General features: G+C 73.3%; 13 protein-coding genes. 11 read left to right on the top strand and 2 right to left on the bottom strand.

What is annotated here, in order from left to right; all coding sequences use genetic code 11:
- Positions 1–88 precede the first annotated feature (88 nt).
- The 8 genes from ACWGI6_RS23455 (at position 89) to ACWGI6_RS23420 (ending at position 8,466) form a co-directional block, all read left to right on the top strand.
- A complete protein-coding gene (locus ACWGI6_RS23455) occupies positions 89–1,954 on the top strand; it encodes a gamma-glutamyltransferase family protein (protein WP_453269328.1) in 1,866 nt (621 codons plus the stop codon).
- A 214-nt stretch (positions 1,955–2,168) separates the two neighbouring features.
- Positions 2,169–3,095, top strand: a complete 927-nt coding sequence (locus ACWGI6_RS23450; protein WP_453269327.1) for an inositol monophosphatase family protein — start codon at positions 2,169–2,171, stop codon at positions 3,093–3,095.
- Between the two features lie 40 nt (positions 3,096–3,135).
- Positions 3,136–4,557: a phytoene desaturase family protein gene (locus tag ACWGI6_RS23445; protein ID WP_453269326.1), complete on the top strand. Its 1,422-nt coding sequence runs from the start codon at positions 3,136–3,138 to the stop codon at positions 4,555–4,557.
- A gap of 43 nt (positions 4,558–4,600) precedes the next feature.
- Positions 4,601–5,113: an O-acetyl-ADP-ribose deacetylase gene (locus ACWGI6_RS23440; RefSeq protein WP_453269325.1), complete on the top strand. Its 513-nt coding sequence runs from the start codon at positions 4,601–4,603 to the stop codon at positions 5,111–5,113.
- A gap of 23 nt (positions 5,114–5,136) precedes the next feature.
- A complete protein-coding gene (locus tag ACWGI6_RS23435; RefSeq protein ID WP_453269324.1) occupies positions 5,137–5,376 on the top strand; it encodes a hypothetical protein in 240 nt (79 codons plus the stop codon).
- Positions 5,376–6,335 (top strand): prolyl aminopeptidase, encoded by a 960-nt coding sequence (gene pip, locus ACWGI6_RS23430; RefSeq protein ID WP_453269323.1) that lies wholly within the window; start codon positions 5,376–5,378, stop codon positions 6,333–6,335. Before ACWGI6_RS23435 ends, pip begins: the two co-directional genes overlap by 1 nt.
- 102 nt (positions 6,336–6,437) lie before the next feature.
- Positions 6,438–7,910 (top strand): AlkA N-terminal domain-containing protein, encoded by a 1,473-nt coding sequence (locus ACWGI6_RS23425; protein ID WP_453269322.1) that lies wholly within the window; start codon positions 6,438–6,440, stop codon positions 7,908–7,910.
- 10 nt (positions 7,911–7,920) lie between these two features.
- Positions 7,921–8,466 (top strand): methylated-DNA--[protein]-cysteine S-methyltransferase, encoded by a 546-nt coding sequence (locus tag ACWGI6_RS23420; RefSeq protein ID WP_453269321.1) that lies wholly within the window; start codon positions 7,921–7,923, stop codon positions 8,464–8,466.
- Positions 8,467–8,499: 33 nt separating this feature from the next.
- Here ACWGI6_RS23420 and ACWGI6_RS23415 read toward each other — a convergent pair whose 3' ends face one another.
- On the bottom strand, positions 8,500–9,168 hold the full coding sequence (locus tag ACWGI6_RS23415; protein ID WP_453269320.1) for a TetR/AcrR family transcriptional regulator: 669 nt from the start codon (positions 9,166–9,168) through the stop codon (positions 8,500–8,502).
- Between the two features lie 89 nt (positions 9,169–9,257).
- Here ACWGI6_RS23415 and ACWGI6_RS23410 point away from each other — a divergent pair, with 89 nt between their 5' ends.
- Together ACWGI6_RS23410 and ACWGI6_RS23405 are read left to right on the top strand one after the other, a co-directional pair.
- Complete coding sequence (locus tag ACWGI6_RS23410) at positions 9,258–9,893, top strand: NAD(P)-dependent oxidoreductase (protein WP_393908776.1); 636 nt, start codon at positions 9,258–9,260, stop codon at positions 9,891–9,893.
- A 497-nt stretch (positions 9,894–10,390) separates the two neighbouring features.
- Positions 10,391–10,990 (top strand): YdcF family protein, encoded by a 600-nt coding sequence (locus tag ACWGI6_RS23405; RefSeq protein WP_453269319.1) that lies wholly within the window; start codon positions 10,391–10,393, stop codon positions 10,988–10,990.
- A 158-nt stretch (positions 10,991–11,148) separates the two neighbouring features.
- Here the strand turns inward: ACWGI6_RS23405 and ACWGI6_RS23400 are convergent, their stop codons facing one another.
- Entirely contained in the window at positions 11,149–11,667 is a 519-nt protein-coding gene (locus ACWGI6_RS23400) for an NUDIX domain-containing protein (RefSeq protein WP_453269423.1), read from the bottom strand.
- Between the two features lie 213 nt (positions 11,668–11,880).
- Here ACWGI6_RS23400 and ACWGI6_RS23395 point away from each other — a divergent pair, with 213 nt between their 5' ends.
- Entirely contained in the window at positions 11,881–13,005 is a 1,125-nt protein-coding gene (locus tag ACWGI6_RS23395) for a glycerate kinase (protein WP_453269422.1), read from the top strand.
- Positions 13,006–13,107 lie beyond the last annotated feature (102 nt).

Genomic DNA, 13,107 nt, shown 5'->3' with positions numbered 1-13,107 from the left:
TCCGCCACGGCACCCACCTCACCCCGTCCACCGCGTCCGCTTCGCCCGTCGCACCCGTACCGCACCCCGCCAGACAGAGGAGTCCCCCGTGTTCACCACCCGCCCGACCCTCCAAGGCACCTTCGGGATGGCCTCCACCACGCACTGGCTGGCGTCCCAGTCCGCGATGGCTGTCCTGGAGGACGGCGGCAACGCCTATGACGCGGCCGTGGCCGCCGGGTTCGTGCTGCATGTGGTGGAGCCGCATCTCAACGGTCCGGCGGGCGAGGTGCCGATCATCCTGGCGCCCGCCGGCGGGCCCGTGCAGGTGCTGTGCGGGCAGGGCCCGGCTCCGGCCGGCGCGAGCGTGGCGCACTACACCGCGCTCGGCCTCGACCTGGTGCCCGGCACCGGGCCGCTGGCCGCCGCGGTCCCCGGCGCCTTCGACGCCTGGATGCTGCTGCTGCGCGACCACGGCAGCAAGTCCCTCGCCGAGGTGCTGCGGTACGCCATCGGCTACGCCGAGCACGGCCACCCCGCCGTCGAACGGATCGGTGAGACCGTCGAGGCGGTCCGCACGCTCTTCGAGACGGAGTGGACCTCCTCCGCCGAGATCTACCTCCCCGACGGCCGGCCCGTCGCTCCCGGCGGGCTGCTCAGGAACCGGCCGCTGGCGGCCACCTGGCGCCGGCTGCTCGCGGAGGCGGAGGCCGCGTCGGCGGACCGTGCGGCGCAGATCGATGCCGCCCGCCGTATCTGGCGCGAAGGCTTCATCGGCACGGCGCTCGCCGACTTCGCGGCCCGCCCGGCCATGGACACCTCCGGCGAACGCCACGCGGGCACCCTCACCGGCGACGACCTGGCCGCCTTCGCCGCCGGCTACGAGCCACCCGTCACCCACGACTGGAACGGCTGGACCGTCGCCAAGGCGGGCGGCTGGTCCCAAGGCCCCGCCTTCCTCCAGCAACTCGCCCTGCTGCCCGACGAGTTGCCTGCGTACGGCAGCGCCGACTACGTGCATCTGCTCATCGAGGGCTGCAAGCTGGCGATGGCCGACCGCGAGGCCTGGTACGGCGACGCCGACGAGGTGCCGCTCGGCACCCTCCTCGGCGACGGGTACAACGCCGCCCGCCGGGCCCTCATCGGGGAGCGGGCCTCCCACGAGCTGCGGCCCGGCAGCCCGGACGGCCGCACCCCGCGGCTGAGCAAGCATGCGGTGGCGGCAGCGACGGGTGAGGACGGCTTCGACGCGATGGGTGTCTCCGGCAGCGGAGCCGGTGAGCCGACCGTCGCGCGCGGCGCCGCGGCGCAGGTCCCGCCCGGCGGTGGGCCGGCGGATGCCGCGCCCGAGGTCGACCGGAACGGCGCCACCCGGGGCGACACCTGCCATATCGATGTCGTCGACCGCTGGGGAAACCTGGTCTCCGCCACCCCCTCGGGCGGCTGGCTGCAGTCCAACCCGGTCGTCCCGGCGCTCGGCTTCCCGCTGGGCACCCGGCTGCAGATGGCCTGGCTGGAGGAGGGCCTGCCCAACTCCCTCACCCCGGGACGCCGCCCCCGCACCACCCTCACCCCGTCCCTCGCACTGCGCGACGGGGTCCCCGTGATGGCTTTCGGTACGCCGGGCGGCGATCAGCAGGACCAATGGCAGGTCCACTTCTTCCTGGCCGTGGCGCTGCGCGGGGCGGTCCGCGGCGGCCTCGACCTGCAGGGCGCCGTCGACGCCCCGAACTGGCACAACGACTCGTTCCCCGGATCCTTCTTCCCGCGCGGGATGCGGCCGGGGAGCGTGACCGTGGAGTCCCGCATCGGCGACGAGGTCATCGACGAGCTGCGCCGGCGTGGCCATCACGTCACGGTGGGTGACGCCTGGTCCGAGGGGCGGCTCTGCGCGGTGGCGCGGGACCCGGAGACCGGGGTGCTGTCGGCCGCCGCCAATCCGCGGGGGATGCAGGGGTACGCGGTCGGACGCTGAGGGGCGCCGCCGGGCGCTGGGGGCGCGGGAGCCCGCCGGTGGGGCCGGACGGCTCCGCCGGGCGGTGGGGGACGGGCTGCCCGCTGTGGGGGCTGGACGGCTCCGCCGGGCCCCGGGGCGCCCTGACCTGCCGTCCTGCCCCGTGTCCTCCGCGGCATCCGGATTTCACCTTGAGTCCAGCCGCCGTGTCAGTGGCTCGTGGTTCGATGGATACATGATCGAAGCACTTCGTACCCAAGATTCGGGAGATACCGCGATTACCCCGATTGCCCCCACCGCTGCCGCATCGGCCGCGCCCGCCGCTCCTGAGGCCCCGCCGTTCGACCTCTCGGAGCTGGACCTGGCCGCCGTCGAGGCCGCCGTCCGCCGCGCCGCGGCCGACGAGATCATGCCTCGTTTCCGGCAGCTCGCCGCCGAGGAGATCGTCGAGAAGAGCGGGCCGCACGACCTCGTCACGGTCGCCGACCGGCTCGCCGAGGAGCACCTCACCGCCGCGCTCACGGACCTGCTGCCCGGCTCCCGGGTGGTCGGCGAGGAGGCGGTGCACGCCGACCCCGCTGTGCTCGACGCGCTGCACGGCGACGCCCCCGTCTGGATCGTCGACCCGGTCGACGGCACCCGCCAGTTCGTTCACGGCGACCCAGGCTTCGCCACGCTCGTCGCGCTCGCCCACCGCGGCGAGGTGCTGGCCTCCTGGACGTACGCCCCCGCGCTCGGCCTGATGGCGGTCGCCCGCCGCGGCTCCGGCGCCCGGCTCAACGGCGTACTGCTCCAGGCCGGCAGCCCGTCGTCCGGTGCGGTCCTCGATGTCGCCACCTCCCACTACGACTTCACCAACGACGACCAGAAGCGGGTGCTCGCCGCCCTGGAGACCGGCGGTATCGCCCCCCGCCCCTGTGGCTCGGCGGGCCTGGAATATCTGCACGTAGCCCGCGGCGAGATCGACGCCACGGCCTTCAGCTGGGAAAACGCCTGGGATCACGCGGCCGGGCTGCTGCTGGTCCAGGAGGCCGGCGGCGCGAGCGGCACGGTCGCCGGGCAGCCGTTCCGTATCGAAGGCGGCAATGCGCTGCCCTTCACCGCGGCGCGGGACACCGCAACTGCGCGGCGTATCCTCGGACTGCTGGCAGCCGCCAACTGACCCTCACCGACGAGGGTCGGACTTGAGGGGAGTGGCGCAGGTGCCGAGGATGCTCGATGCCGTGGTGATCGGGGCGGGACCCAACGGCCTGACGGCGGCCGTCGAACTGGCCCGCCGCGGCATGTCCGTGGAGGTCTTCGAAGCCCGCGACACCATCGGCGGCGGCGCCCGTACCGAGGAGCTGACCCTCCCCGGCTTCCGCCACGACCCCTGCTCGGCGGTGCACCCCACCGGCGCCGGCTCGCCCGCCTTCTCCGCCATGCCGCTGGACCGCTACGGCCTCGAATGGCTGCACGCCGACATCCCCCTGGCGCACCCCTTCCCGGACGGTACGGCCGCCGTGCTCGGTCACTCCGTCGGCGAGACCGCCATGTCCTTCGGACCGCGCGACGCCGGCACCTACCGCAGGCTCGTCGAGCCCTTCACCGGCAAGTGGGAGGCGATGGCCCATGACTTCCTGCGTACGCAGTGGCTCGGCCTGCCGCAGGACCCGCTGACCTACGCCCGCTTCGGCCTGGTCGCGGCGCAGCCGGTCACCCTCCTCAACCGCCGCTTCCAGGACGAGAAGGCCCGCGGCCTGATGGCCGGGCTCGCGGCGCACGCCAACGCCCCGCTCGGCAGCTTCGGCACCTCCGGCATGGCCCTGATGTTCGCGCTCGCCGCACACGCCAAGGGCTGGCCGGTGGCGCGCGGCGGCTCCCAGGCCATCTCCGACGCGCTCGCCGGTCTGCTGCGCGCCCATGGCGGCGTGGTGCACACCGACTTCGAGGTCAAGCGCCTGGACGACCTGCCGCCGGCCCGCGCCTATGTCTTCGACACCTCACCGACCGCGCTCGCCCGGATCGCGGGCCTGGGCAACGCCTACCGCGAGGTGAAGTACGGCCCCGGCGTCTTCAAGGTCGACTACGCCCTGTCGGGCCCGGTGCCATGGACGGCCGAGGAGGCCCACCGCGCCGGCACCGTCCACATCGGCCCCACCAGCGGCGAGATCTCCGCCGCGCTGAACGCCGCCACAGACGGCCGGGCCCCCTCCGTCCCCTTCCTGATCACCGCTCAGCCCAGCCTGATCGACCCCACCCGGGCCCCCGAGGGCAAGCACACCTTCTGGGCGTACGCCCATGTCCCCAACGGCTGGGACGGCGACGCCACCGACGCCGTGGAGCGGCAGATCGAGCGCTTCGCCCCCGGCTTCCGCGACCTCGTCCTGGCCCGCGCGGTCGCCGGCCCGCCCCAACTCGCCGCCCGCAACGCCAATTACGTCGGCGGCGACATCGCCACCGGCTCGGCGGCGGGCCTGCGGCTGCTCATCCGCCCCAAGCTCGCCCGCGTCCCCTACGAAACCGCCCACCCCGCCGTCTTCCTCTGCTCCCAGGCCACCCCGCCCGGCCCCGGCGTCCACGGCATGTCCGGCCACTACGCCGCCAAGACGGTCTGGCGACGGCTGCGCGCGAACCGCCGCTGAATCGAGTGGCCGCGCCGTACGCCTCTCCGTAGGCTCGGACAGCATGAGCCCCACACTCACCCTCATCCAGGGCGACATCACCGAACAATCCGTGGACGCCGTGGTCAACGCCGCCAACTCCTCACTCCTGGGCGGCGGGGGAGTCGACGGCGCGGTCCACCGGCGCGGCGGCCCGGAGATCCTCGCCGAGTGCCGCGCACTGCGCGCCTCCCACTACGGTCGCGGCCTGCCCACCGGCCAGGCCGTCGCCACGACCGCCGGCCGGCTGCCGGCCCGCTGGGTCATCCACACCGTCGGCCCGGTCCACTCCGACAGCGAGGACCGCAGCGGCCTGCTGGCCTCCTGCTACCGCGAAGTGCTGCGGATCGCCGACGAACTGGGCGCCCGGACGGTCGCGTTCCCGGCCATCTCCACCGGCGTCTACCGGTGGCCGATGGAGGACGCCGCCCGCATCGCCGTCGAGACGGTGCGTGACGCGGACACGGCCGTGGAAGAGGTGCGCTTCGTCCTCTTCGACGAGCGCGCGTATGCGGCCTTCGCCGAGCAGACGCGCTGACACCCAAGCCGCCGGGGCCGGAGGTGCACACGCCGTTGCCTGTGCTCCGGCGACCGGCAGGCGGGGACGATGACGGGGACGATGACGGGGACGGGGGCGGGGACAGGGACGGGGAAGACGACGCAGGCGAGGCCGAAGACGACGAAGAAGACGACACAGGCGGGGCCGAGGACGACGAAGAAGACGAGCCCGAAGAACGCGACGAAGACGGCGATGAGGCGAAGGTGACGGTGACGGTGAACCCGACGGCGAAGGCGGGCTGATGACGCAGCCATACCCTCCGATCGAACCGCACGACACGGGCATGCTCGATGTCGGTGACGGCAACCTCGTGTACTGGGAGGTCTGCGGCAACCCGGCGGGGAAGCCCGCACTGGTCGTCCACGGCGGGCCGGGGTCGGGGTGCAGTACGGGCGCGCGCCGGTACTTCGACCCCGACCGCTATCGCGTCGTCCTCTTCGACCAGCGCGGCTGCGGACGCAGCACCCCGCATGCCAGTGATCCGGCCACGGACATGCGGCACAACACGACGGCCCATCTGCTCGCCGATATCGAGCAGTTGCGGGTGCACCTGGGCATCGACCGCTGGCTGCTGTTCGGTGGATCGTGGGGCTCGACGCTGATCCTGGCGTACGCGGAGCGGCACCCGGAGCGCGTGTCGGAGATCGTCATCCCCAGTGTCACCATGACCCGGCGTTCGGAGACCGACTGGCTCTACCGGGGTGTCGGCCGGTTCTTCCCGGAGGCGTGGGAACGCTTCCTCGCCGGTGCTCCGGGAGTGGGGCGGGACGACGACATCGTCGGGGCGTATGCCCGCCTGATGGCGGACCCCGACCCGGCGGTGCGCGAGCGCGCCACCGCCGACTGGTGCGCCTGGGAGGACACGGTGCTCTCCCTGGAGCCGTACGGCGCCGCCAACCCCTACGGGGACCGGCCCGCGGCGGCCCGGATGGCCCTGGTCCGGATCTGCTCGCACTACTTCTCGCACGGCGCATGGCTGGAGGAGGGCGCCCTGCTGCGTGACGCCGGGCGGCTGGCAGGCATTCCGGGTGTGCTGATCCATGGCCGTCAGGACATGGGAAGCCCGCTGCACACCGCCTGGGAGCTGGCCCGCGCCTGGCCCGACGCCCGGCTGACCGTCATTCCTGACGCGGGGCACAAGGGGAGCGAGGCGACGCGTGACCAGGTGATCGGCGCGCTCGACCGGTTCGCCGGGAAGTGAATGCCGAGGGGCGGCCCGGGTGACCCGCGCCGTCCCTGGTGGCCCGACGTTGATGTCGGATTCTCGCCAGCCGGATGCCGCCGACTGAGCAATCCTGAGGTCATGCACACCGACACCGAGCGTTGTCTGCGCGCCGTGCAGTCCAAGGATGCCCGCTTCGACGGCTGGTTCTACACGGCCGTGCTCACCACCCGTATCTACTGCCGTCCCAGCTGCCCCGTGGTGCCGCCCAAGCCGGAGAACATGCGTTTCTACCCGAGCGCGGCCGCCGCCCAGCAGGCCGGCTTCCGGGCCTGCAAGCGGTGCCGCCCGGACGCCAGCCCGGGCTCTCCCGAGTGGAACGAGCGGGCCGACCTCGTCGCCCGCGCCATGCGGCTGATCGCCGATGGCATCGTCGACCGTGAGGGTGTCCCCGGGCTCGCGACCCGGCTCGGCTACAGCACCCGGCAGACAGAGCGCCAGCTGCTGGCCGAGCTGGGGGCGGGGCCGCTCGCCCTGGCCCGCGCCCAGCGCGCGCAGACCGCCCGGCTCCTGGTGGAGACCACCGCCCTGCCGATGGCCGATGTCGCCTTCGCCGCCGGATTCGCCAGCATCCGTACCTTCAACGAGACGGTGCGGGAGGTCTTCGCGCTGTCCCCGACGGAGCTGCGGCAGCGGGCCAGGCCAGGGCCCCGCGCGGCGGCGCCCGGTTCGCTCGCGCTGCGGCTCCCCTTCCGGCAGCCGCTGAACCCCGACAACCTCTTCGGCCACCTCGCCGCCACCGCGGTCCCCGGGGTCGAGGAGTGGCGCGACGGCGCCTACCGCCGGACCCTGCGCCTCCCCTACGGGCACGGCATCGTCGCCCTCGCACCCCGCCCCGACCACATCGACTGCCGTCTCTCCCTCACCGATCTGCGCGATCTGGCCGGCGCCATTGCCCGCTGCCGCCGGATGCTCGACCTCGACGCGGACCCGGAGGCCGTCGACGGGCTGCTCCGTGTGGACCCGCTGCTGGCGCCGCTCGTCGACAAGGCGCCGGGACGACGGGTTCCGCGTACGGTCGACGCCGAGGAATTCGCGGTCCGCGCCGTCCTCGGCCAGCAGGTGTCCACGGCGGCGGCCCGCACCCACGCCGGACGGCTGGTCCGTGCGCACGGCGAACGCGTCGACGACCCGGGCGGTGGCCTCAGCCACCTCTTTCCGTCCGTCGCCGCTCTCGCCGGGCTTGACCCGGAGTCGCTGGCGATGCCCCGTACCCGCCGGGCCACCCTCACCGGTGTCATCGCCGCCCTCGGCTCCGGCGCGCTGCAACTGGGCGTCGGCAGCGACCGGGACGAGGCCCGTGCCCAGCTCGCGGGGCTGCCGGGCATCGGCCCCTGGACCGTCGAATGCGTCGCCATGCGTGCGCTCGGCGACCCGGACGCCTTCACGCCGACCGACCTCGGGCTGCGCCGGGCGGCCGCCGGGCTCGGCCTGCCGCACACCCCGGCGGCCCTCACCCGGCACTCCGCACTCTGGCGCCCCTGGCGCGCCTACGCGGTCCAGTACCTCTGGGCGACCGACGACCACCCCATCAACCACCTTCCGACGAACTGAGGCCGCAGCCATGGCAGTTCACACCCCCGCGCCCGACGCGCCCCTCACCCACACGGTCCTGGACGACACCCCGGTGGGGCCGCTCACCCTGGTCGCCACCGGCGAGGCCCTCACCGGCCTCTACATGACCGACCAGCGCCACCGCCCGCCCCAGGAGACCTTCGGCGATCCGGCGGACCCCGGAGGGCCGCCGTTCGCCGCGGCGATCGCCCAGCTCCGGGCCTATTTCCGCGGCGAGTTGACCACCTTCGACCTGCCGCTCGCACTGCGCGGCACGCCCTTCCAGCGCCGCGTCTGGGCGGCGCTGTGCGCCATCCCGTACGGCGAGACCCTCTCGTACGGGCAGCTCGCCGAACGCCTCGGTGTCCCGACGGCGGCCCGCGCGGTCGGTCTGGCCAACGGCCGCAACCCGGTCGGCATCATCGTCCCCTGCCATCGCGTCGTCGGCGCCAACGGCAGCCTCACCGGCTACGGCGGCGGCCTCGACCGCAAGCGCCGCCTGCTCGCCTTCGAACGGACGGAGGACACCCTGTTCCCGGCGGAGGCGTGCGGGTGACGGGCCACAAGGGGTGACCGGCAGGGAGACCCTTCAGAGCCTGCTGTCCGACGCCGGCGGGGTGAGGCCGTCGAGCAGCGCACGTACGGTCTCCGTCGCGAACTCCTCCTCGTCTTCCGGAAGCAGGGCCCCGGCCGGCGCCTCGGCGCCGAAGAACAGGTCGAGGAAGGCACGGTGGAAACAGGCCCCGATGAGCAGCGTGGCCGCCGCGTGCGGATCGATGCCGGACGAGACCCGGCCCAGCGCCTGCTCGGCGGCCAGGTAGCCGGCCAGATGCTGGGTGGCGTTCTGCGGCCCGGCGGTACCGAGCTCGTGCAGTTTGCGGCGGTGAGTCGCCAGCAGCTCGGGGCTGGCGAACAGCGACCCGGCCATCGGGAAGGCCCGGCGGTAGAACCGGACGGCGGCCAGCGCCACCGCGGTGAGGTGCTCGGCCGGCCCGCGCTCGTCGCCCGCGCAGCCGGACAGCGGCTCCAGCACGTCCGAGAACTGCGGTACCCGCTCGTGCAGCACCCGGACGAAGATCTCCTCCTTGCTGCGGAAGTGCTTGTACAGCGCCGCCTCGGAACAGCCCGCTTCCCTGGCGATCTGCTTCGTCGTCGTACGGGTCAGGCCCACGGTCGTCAGCAGCGCGGCGGCGGCGTCGAGGATGCGGGAGCGCGTCAGGGCGCCTCCGGTCAGCGGAGCGGCGGCGTCTCGGGTCATGGCTCGAGTCTACGTTGACAGGTGAGTGAACACTCACCCACACTGGTGGGTAAGTACTCACTCACCTTTTGCCGTCCCCAGGAGAGATCATGAAACTCACCGTTCTCGGTGCGTCGGGCGGCGTCGGCCGACAGCTCGTCACCCACGCCCTGGCCGACGGCCACGAGGTGACCGCCGCGCTGCGCAGCCCGCAGAAGCTGACCGAGCGGCATGAGCGTCTGACGGTCGTCCGCGCGGACGCGCTCGACGCCGCGTCCGTCAAGGCGGTGGTCGGCGGCGCCGACGCGGTGCTCTCCGGCATCGGCCAGGCCGGCCGGCACGACCCGCTGCGGCCCGCCTCCACCTCGGCCCGCGCACTCGTCGAGGCGATGACCGCCACCGGCGTACGACGTCTTCTCGTGGTCAGCGCGGCCCCGCTCAACCGCACCGGAACGGGTCAGTCGTTCCTCACCCGCCGACTGTTCGGCCCCCTTCTGTGGGCGGCCCTCAAGGAGCTCTACACCGACCTGGAACGGATGGAGACCGTACTGCGCGACAGCGCTCTCGACTGGACGGCGGTCCGCCCGCCCCGCCTGCTCGACAAGCCCGGCGAGGGCCGCTACCGCCACGCCGTCGAGGCCGGCCCGGCCGGCGACGTCATCACCCGCGCCGACGTGGCCCGCGCCATGCTCGACTTCGTGAACGACCCGCAGACCTACGGCCATGCGGTCGGCATCAGCCGCTGAGGAAGCCCGTCCCCACTGAGGAAGCCCGTCCCCACTGAGGAGGCCCGTGCGGAGCCTGTGCGGAGCCCGTACGAAGGCCCGTACGGGAGGCCTGTACGGGAAGGTCCGTACGGGTAGGCCCGTACGACACGTGCTGCCCCCGCCGGACCGTCCCCGGCATCAGCCCTCGACGACGCCCCGCACCTCGTCCACCAGCTCCGCCGCCGTCTCCCACGCGCTTCAACTCCGCTTCCCCGCACCCGAGATCACCGAGCACGGCGGCGGCACGGGCGCCGAAGCCGGGCGGTGTCTCCGGCATCGCCGCGGCCGCCACGAGCGCGCCCTTCTCATTGGGCACCAGATGCGGTGATGGGCGTGCCACCACGGCAGCACCGACACCCGAGCGCACTCGGACCATCTCGGGTCGCACTGAGGCCTGCTTCGTTGCAAGGAACGCGTCGTTTGTGGTGTGGCTGGAGGCTTCGCTGCTCGGTGCCGAGGCCTCCTAGACTCGTTGCATGCGATCAGCGTGGGGGTTGGTAATGGGCGGGGCCGCTGCCCTGGCCTGGGGTGAGTGGTTGAACCGGCACTGGTCTCGCACGCTCGTCGGGAACGGTGACGGCGCTTCCGAGGCCGTGGTGGTGCCGGGCTACCGTAATCCGCACGCGACGATCAACATCATCAACCGGTGGCGCGTCCGTGCCGGGGTTCGATCCATCGCCTCCGACAGTGCCTGCGACACCCGGCTGATCTTCAGTGGCGGAGCGACCGGCAGCGCTCCTGCGGAGGCCCAGCTGATGGCCGACTACGCGAAGTCTGTGCTCAAGTTCGACGGCCGCGTGCTCATCGAAGACCGGAGCAGGACGACGTGGGAGAACGTCACGAACGTGATCCCACTGATCGAGGGCGTCGACCGCATCAAGATCGCCTCCCAACCAGCTCACGCGCTCAAGGTTCGCGCGTACTTGCGACGGCAGCGCCCTGATCTTGCTGAGAGACTCGTGCTCGCGGATGACTACCGCCCCGGCGAGTGGATCGTTTTCAAACCCCTGCTGGCTCTGTACGGACTCTGGACGCTCCGCGGTCTCCAAGCCGACGAACGGACGATCTCGCTCTAGCCAGCCGCTTTCGCGACGCTGTCACAAGCCGCGGTTCTTGAGCCGATTCCAGCAGATGATCGGGACCAGGTCCGCCCAGCCGCGGGCGAGGAGTGCGCGGCGGCCTTGCGTGCGGGGGCACGCACGCCCAGGCGTACACGCTCCCGACCAAGGGACCATCACCGCGCGGGGGATTGTCCGGACGTACCGTCAGCCCCGGCCGGCGGCACGCCGTCCTCCAGTTCCGCCGGTCCGCAGCCGTCCGCGAGGGCCTTCAGGGCGGCGCCGATGCGCAGGGCCATCTCCCGGTTCACCAGGGTCTGGGCCTCGTCCCAGTGCACCATGCGCCAGGAGAGCAGCTCCTCCTCCTGGACGCGGATCGCGGACAGCTGCGTGGCGTCCAGTACTCCGCCGTCGTAGAGGTACGACACCAGCGGCGGCCGGTCCTTGCCGCGCACCCAGTCGATGGTGAGCAGCGCGCCCGGCTCCACGTCCAGACCGATCTCCTCGACGGTCTCGCGACGGGCGGCCTGACGGGGCGACTCACCGCGGTCGGACTCGACCGTGCCGCCCGGCAGGATCCAGGTGTCGCGGTAGTTGGGCTCCACGAGCAGCAGGCGGCCGTCCGCGTCGCGGAAGATGACGCCCGCGCCCGCGAGCACGCGGGGCAGGCCGGCGAGGTACGTGGCGTAGTCCATGGTGGTCACGGCGCGAGCCTAGACGGAACGGGTCCCGGGGCACGCCGGGACGGTGGATCTTGGCGGCGCACCCCGGGGGCGCTCGGCAGCGCCCCGGACCGAAGTGCCCTGTTCGCCGGGCCCCCCGCCGGATAAGGTCACAGCGGCGCGACTGCCAGTTCGAAAGCAAGGGGAAACACGGTGGCGGACGCAGCAAGGACACCCACAGCACATGTGCTGATCGCCGCGGACAAATTCAAGGGTTCGCTCACGGCCGTCGAGGTCGCCGAGCATGTCAGCGCCGGTCTTCGGCGTGTGGTCCCGGGCCTGGACGTCGTTGCCGTCCCGGTCGCGGACGGCGGCGACGGCACGGTCGCGGCGGCACTCGCGGCCGGCTTCACCCGCCACGAGGCCCGGGTCACCGGCCCGACCGGCGCGCCGGTGACGGCCACCTTCGCGCTGCGTGGCGAAGGCACCGCGGTGGTGGAGATGGCGGAGGCCTCCGGGCTCCAGCACCTCCCGGGGGGCGTCTTCGCGCCCCTGACGGCGACCACGTACGGCACCGGCGAGCTGCTGCTCGCGGCCCTCGACGCGGGCGCGACCTCGATCGTCTTCGGCGTCGGCGGCAGCGCCACGACCGACGGCGGCGCCGGCATGCTCGCGGCGCTGGGCGCCCGGTTCCTGGACGCGGACGGCGAGCCGGTCGCCCCGGGCGGCGGCCCGCTGCGCGACCTGGCCACCGCCGATCTGTCGGGGCTGGACCCCCGGCTGGCGAAGACCACGATCGTGCTCGCCAGCGACGTAGACAACCCGCTCACGGGCCCGAAGGGCGCCCCGGCGGTCTACGGTCCGCAGAAGGGCGCGAGCGAGGCGGACGTGGCCACGCTGGACGCGGCGCTGGCGCACTATGCCGAGGTACTGCGCCGCGCGGTGGGCCCGAAGGCCGCGGAAGACGCCCTGGCGCCCGGCGCGGGCGCCGCCGGCGGGATCGGCTACGGCGCGCTGGTCGGCCTGGACGCGACGTTCCGGCCGGGCATCGACGTGATGCTCGACGTCCTGGGCTTCGCCCCGGCGCTGGCGAAGGCCACGTTCGTCATCACGGGTGAGGGCTCCCTCGACGCACAGACGCTGCACGGCAAGGCGCCGGCCGGGGTCGCCGCCGCGGCCCGCGCGGCCGGCCTGGACGTGGTCGCGGTCTGCGGCCGGCTCCAGCTGCCGCAGGAGGCGCTCGGCGCGGCCGGCATCCGGCGGGCCTACGCCCTGACGGATCTGGAGCCCGACCCGGCCCGCTGTATGGCCGAGGCGGGCCCGCTGCTGGAGCGGGCGGCGGAGCAGCTGGCGCGGGACTTCCTGGTCTGAGGCGCGGTGCGGCCCGCTGCGGGCCGTACACACCACCACGCCGCGGGCCCCCCACCACCACATTGGAACCCGGCCCCCGGGGTTGTAGAGTTTGTAATGGGT

Source organism: Streptomyces sp. NPDC054786, assembly GCF_053611685.1.
Note: the sequence above shows the minus strand (reverse complement) of the source record. Positions and strands in the feature narration are given on the sequence as shown.

Excerpts from the sequence above, each read along its gene's own strand:
- ACWGI6_RS23450 (WP_453269327.1), top strand. The coding sequence starts at position 2,169 with ATGATCGAAGCACTTCGTACCCAAGATTCGGGAGATACCGCGATTACC.
- ACWGI6_RS23440 (WP_453269325.1), top strand. The coding sequence starts at position 4,601 with ATGAGCCCCACACTCACCCTCATCCAGGGCGACATCACCGAACAATCC.
- pip (WP_453269323.1), top strand. The coding sequence starts at position 5,376 with ATGACGCAGCCATACCCTCCGATCGAACCGCACGACACGGGCATGCTC.
- ACWGI6_RS23425 (WP_453269322.1), top strand. The coding sequence starts at position 6,438 with ATGCACACCGACACCGAGCGTTGTCTGCGCGCCGTGCAGTCCAAGGAT.
- ACWGI6_RS23420 (WP_453269321.1), top strand. The coding sequence starts at position 7,921 with ATGGCAGTTCACACCCCCGCGCCCGACGCGCCCCTCACCCACACGGTC.
- ACWGI6_RS23415 (WP_453269320.1), bottom strand. The coding sequence starts at position 9,168 with ATGACCCGAGACGCCGCCGCTCCGCTGACCGGAGGCGCCCTGACGCGC.
- ACWGI6_RS23410 (WP_393908776.1), top strand. The coding sequence starts at position 9,258 with ATGAAACTCACCGTTCTCGGTGCGTCGGGCGGCGTCGGCCGACAGCTC.
- ACWGI6_RS23405 (WP_453269319.1), top strand. The coding sequence starts at position 10,391 with ATGCGATCAGCGTGGGGGTTGGTAATGGGCGGGGCCGCTGCCCTGGCC.
- ACWGI6_RS23400 (WP_453269423.1), bottom strand. The coding sequence starts at position 11,667 with ATGGACTACGCCACGTACCTCGCCGGCCTGCCCCGCGTGCTCGCGGGC.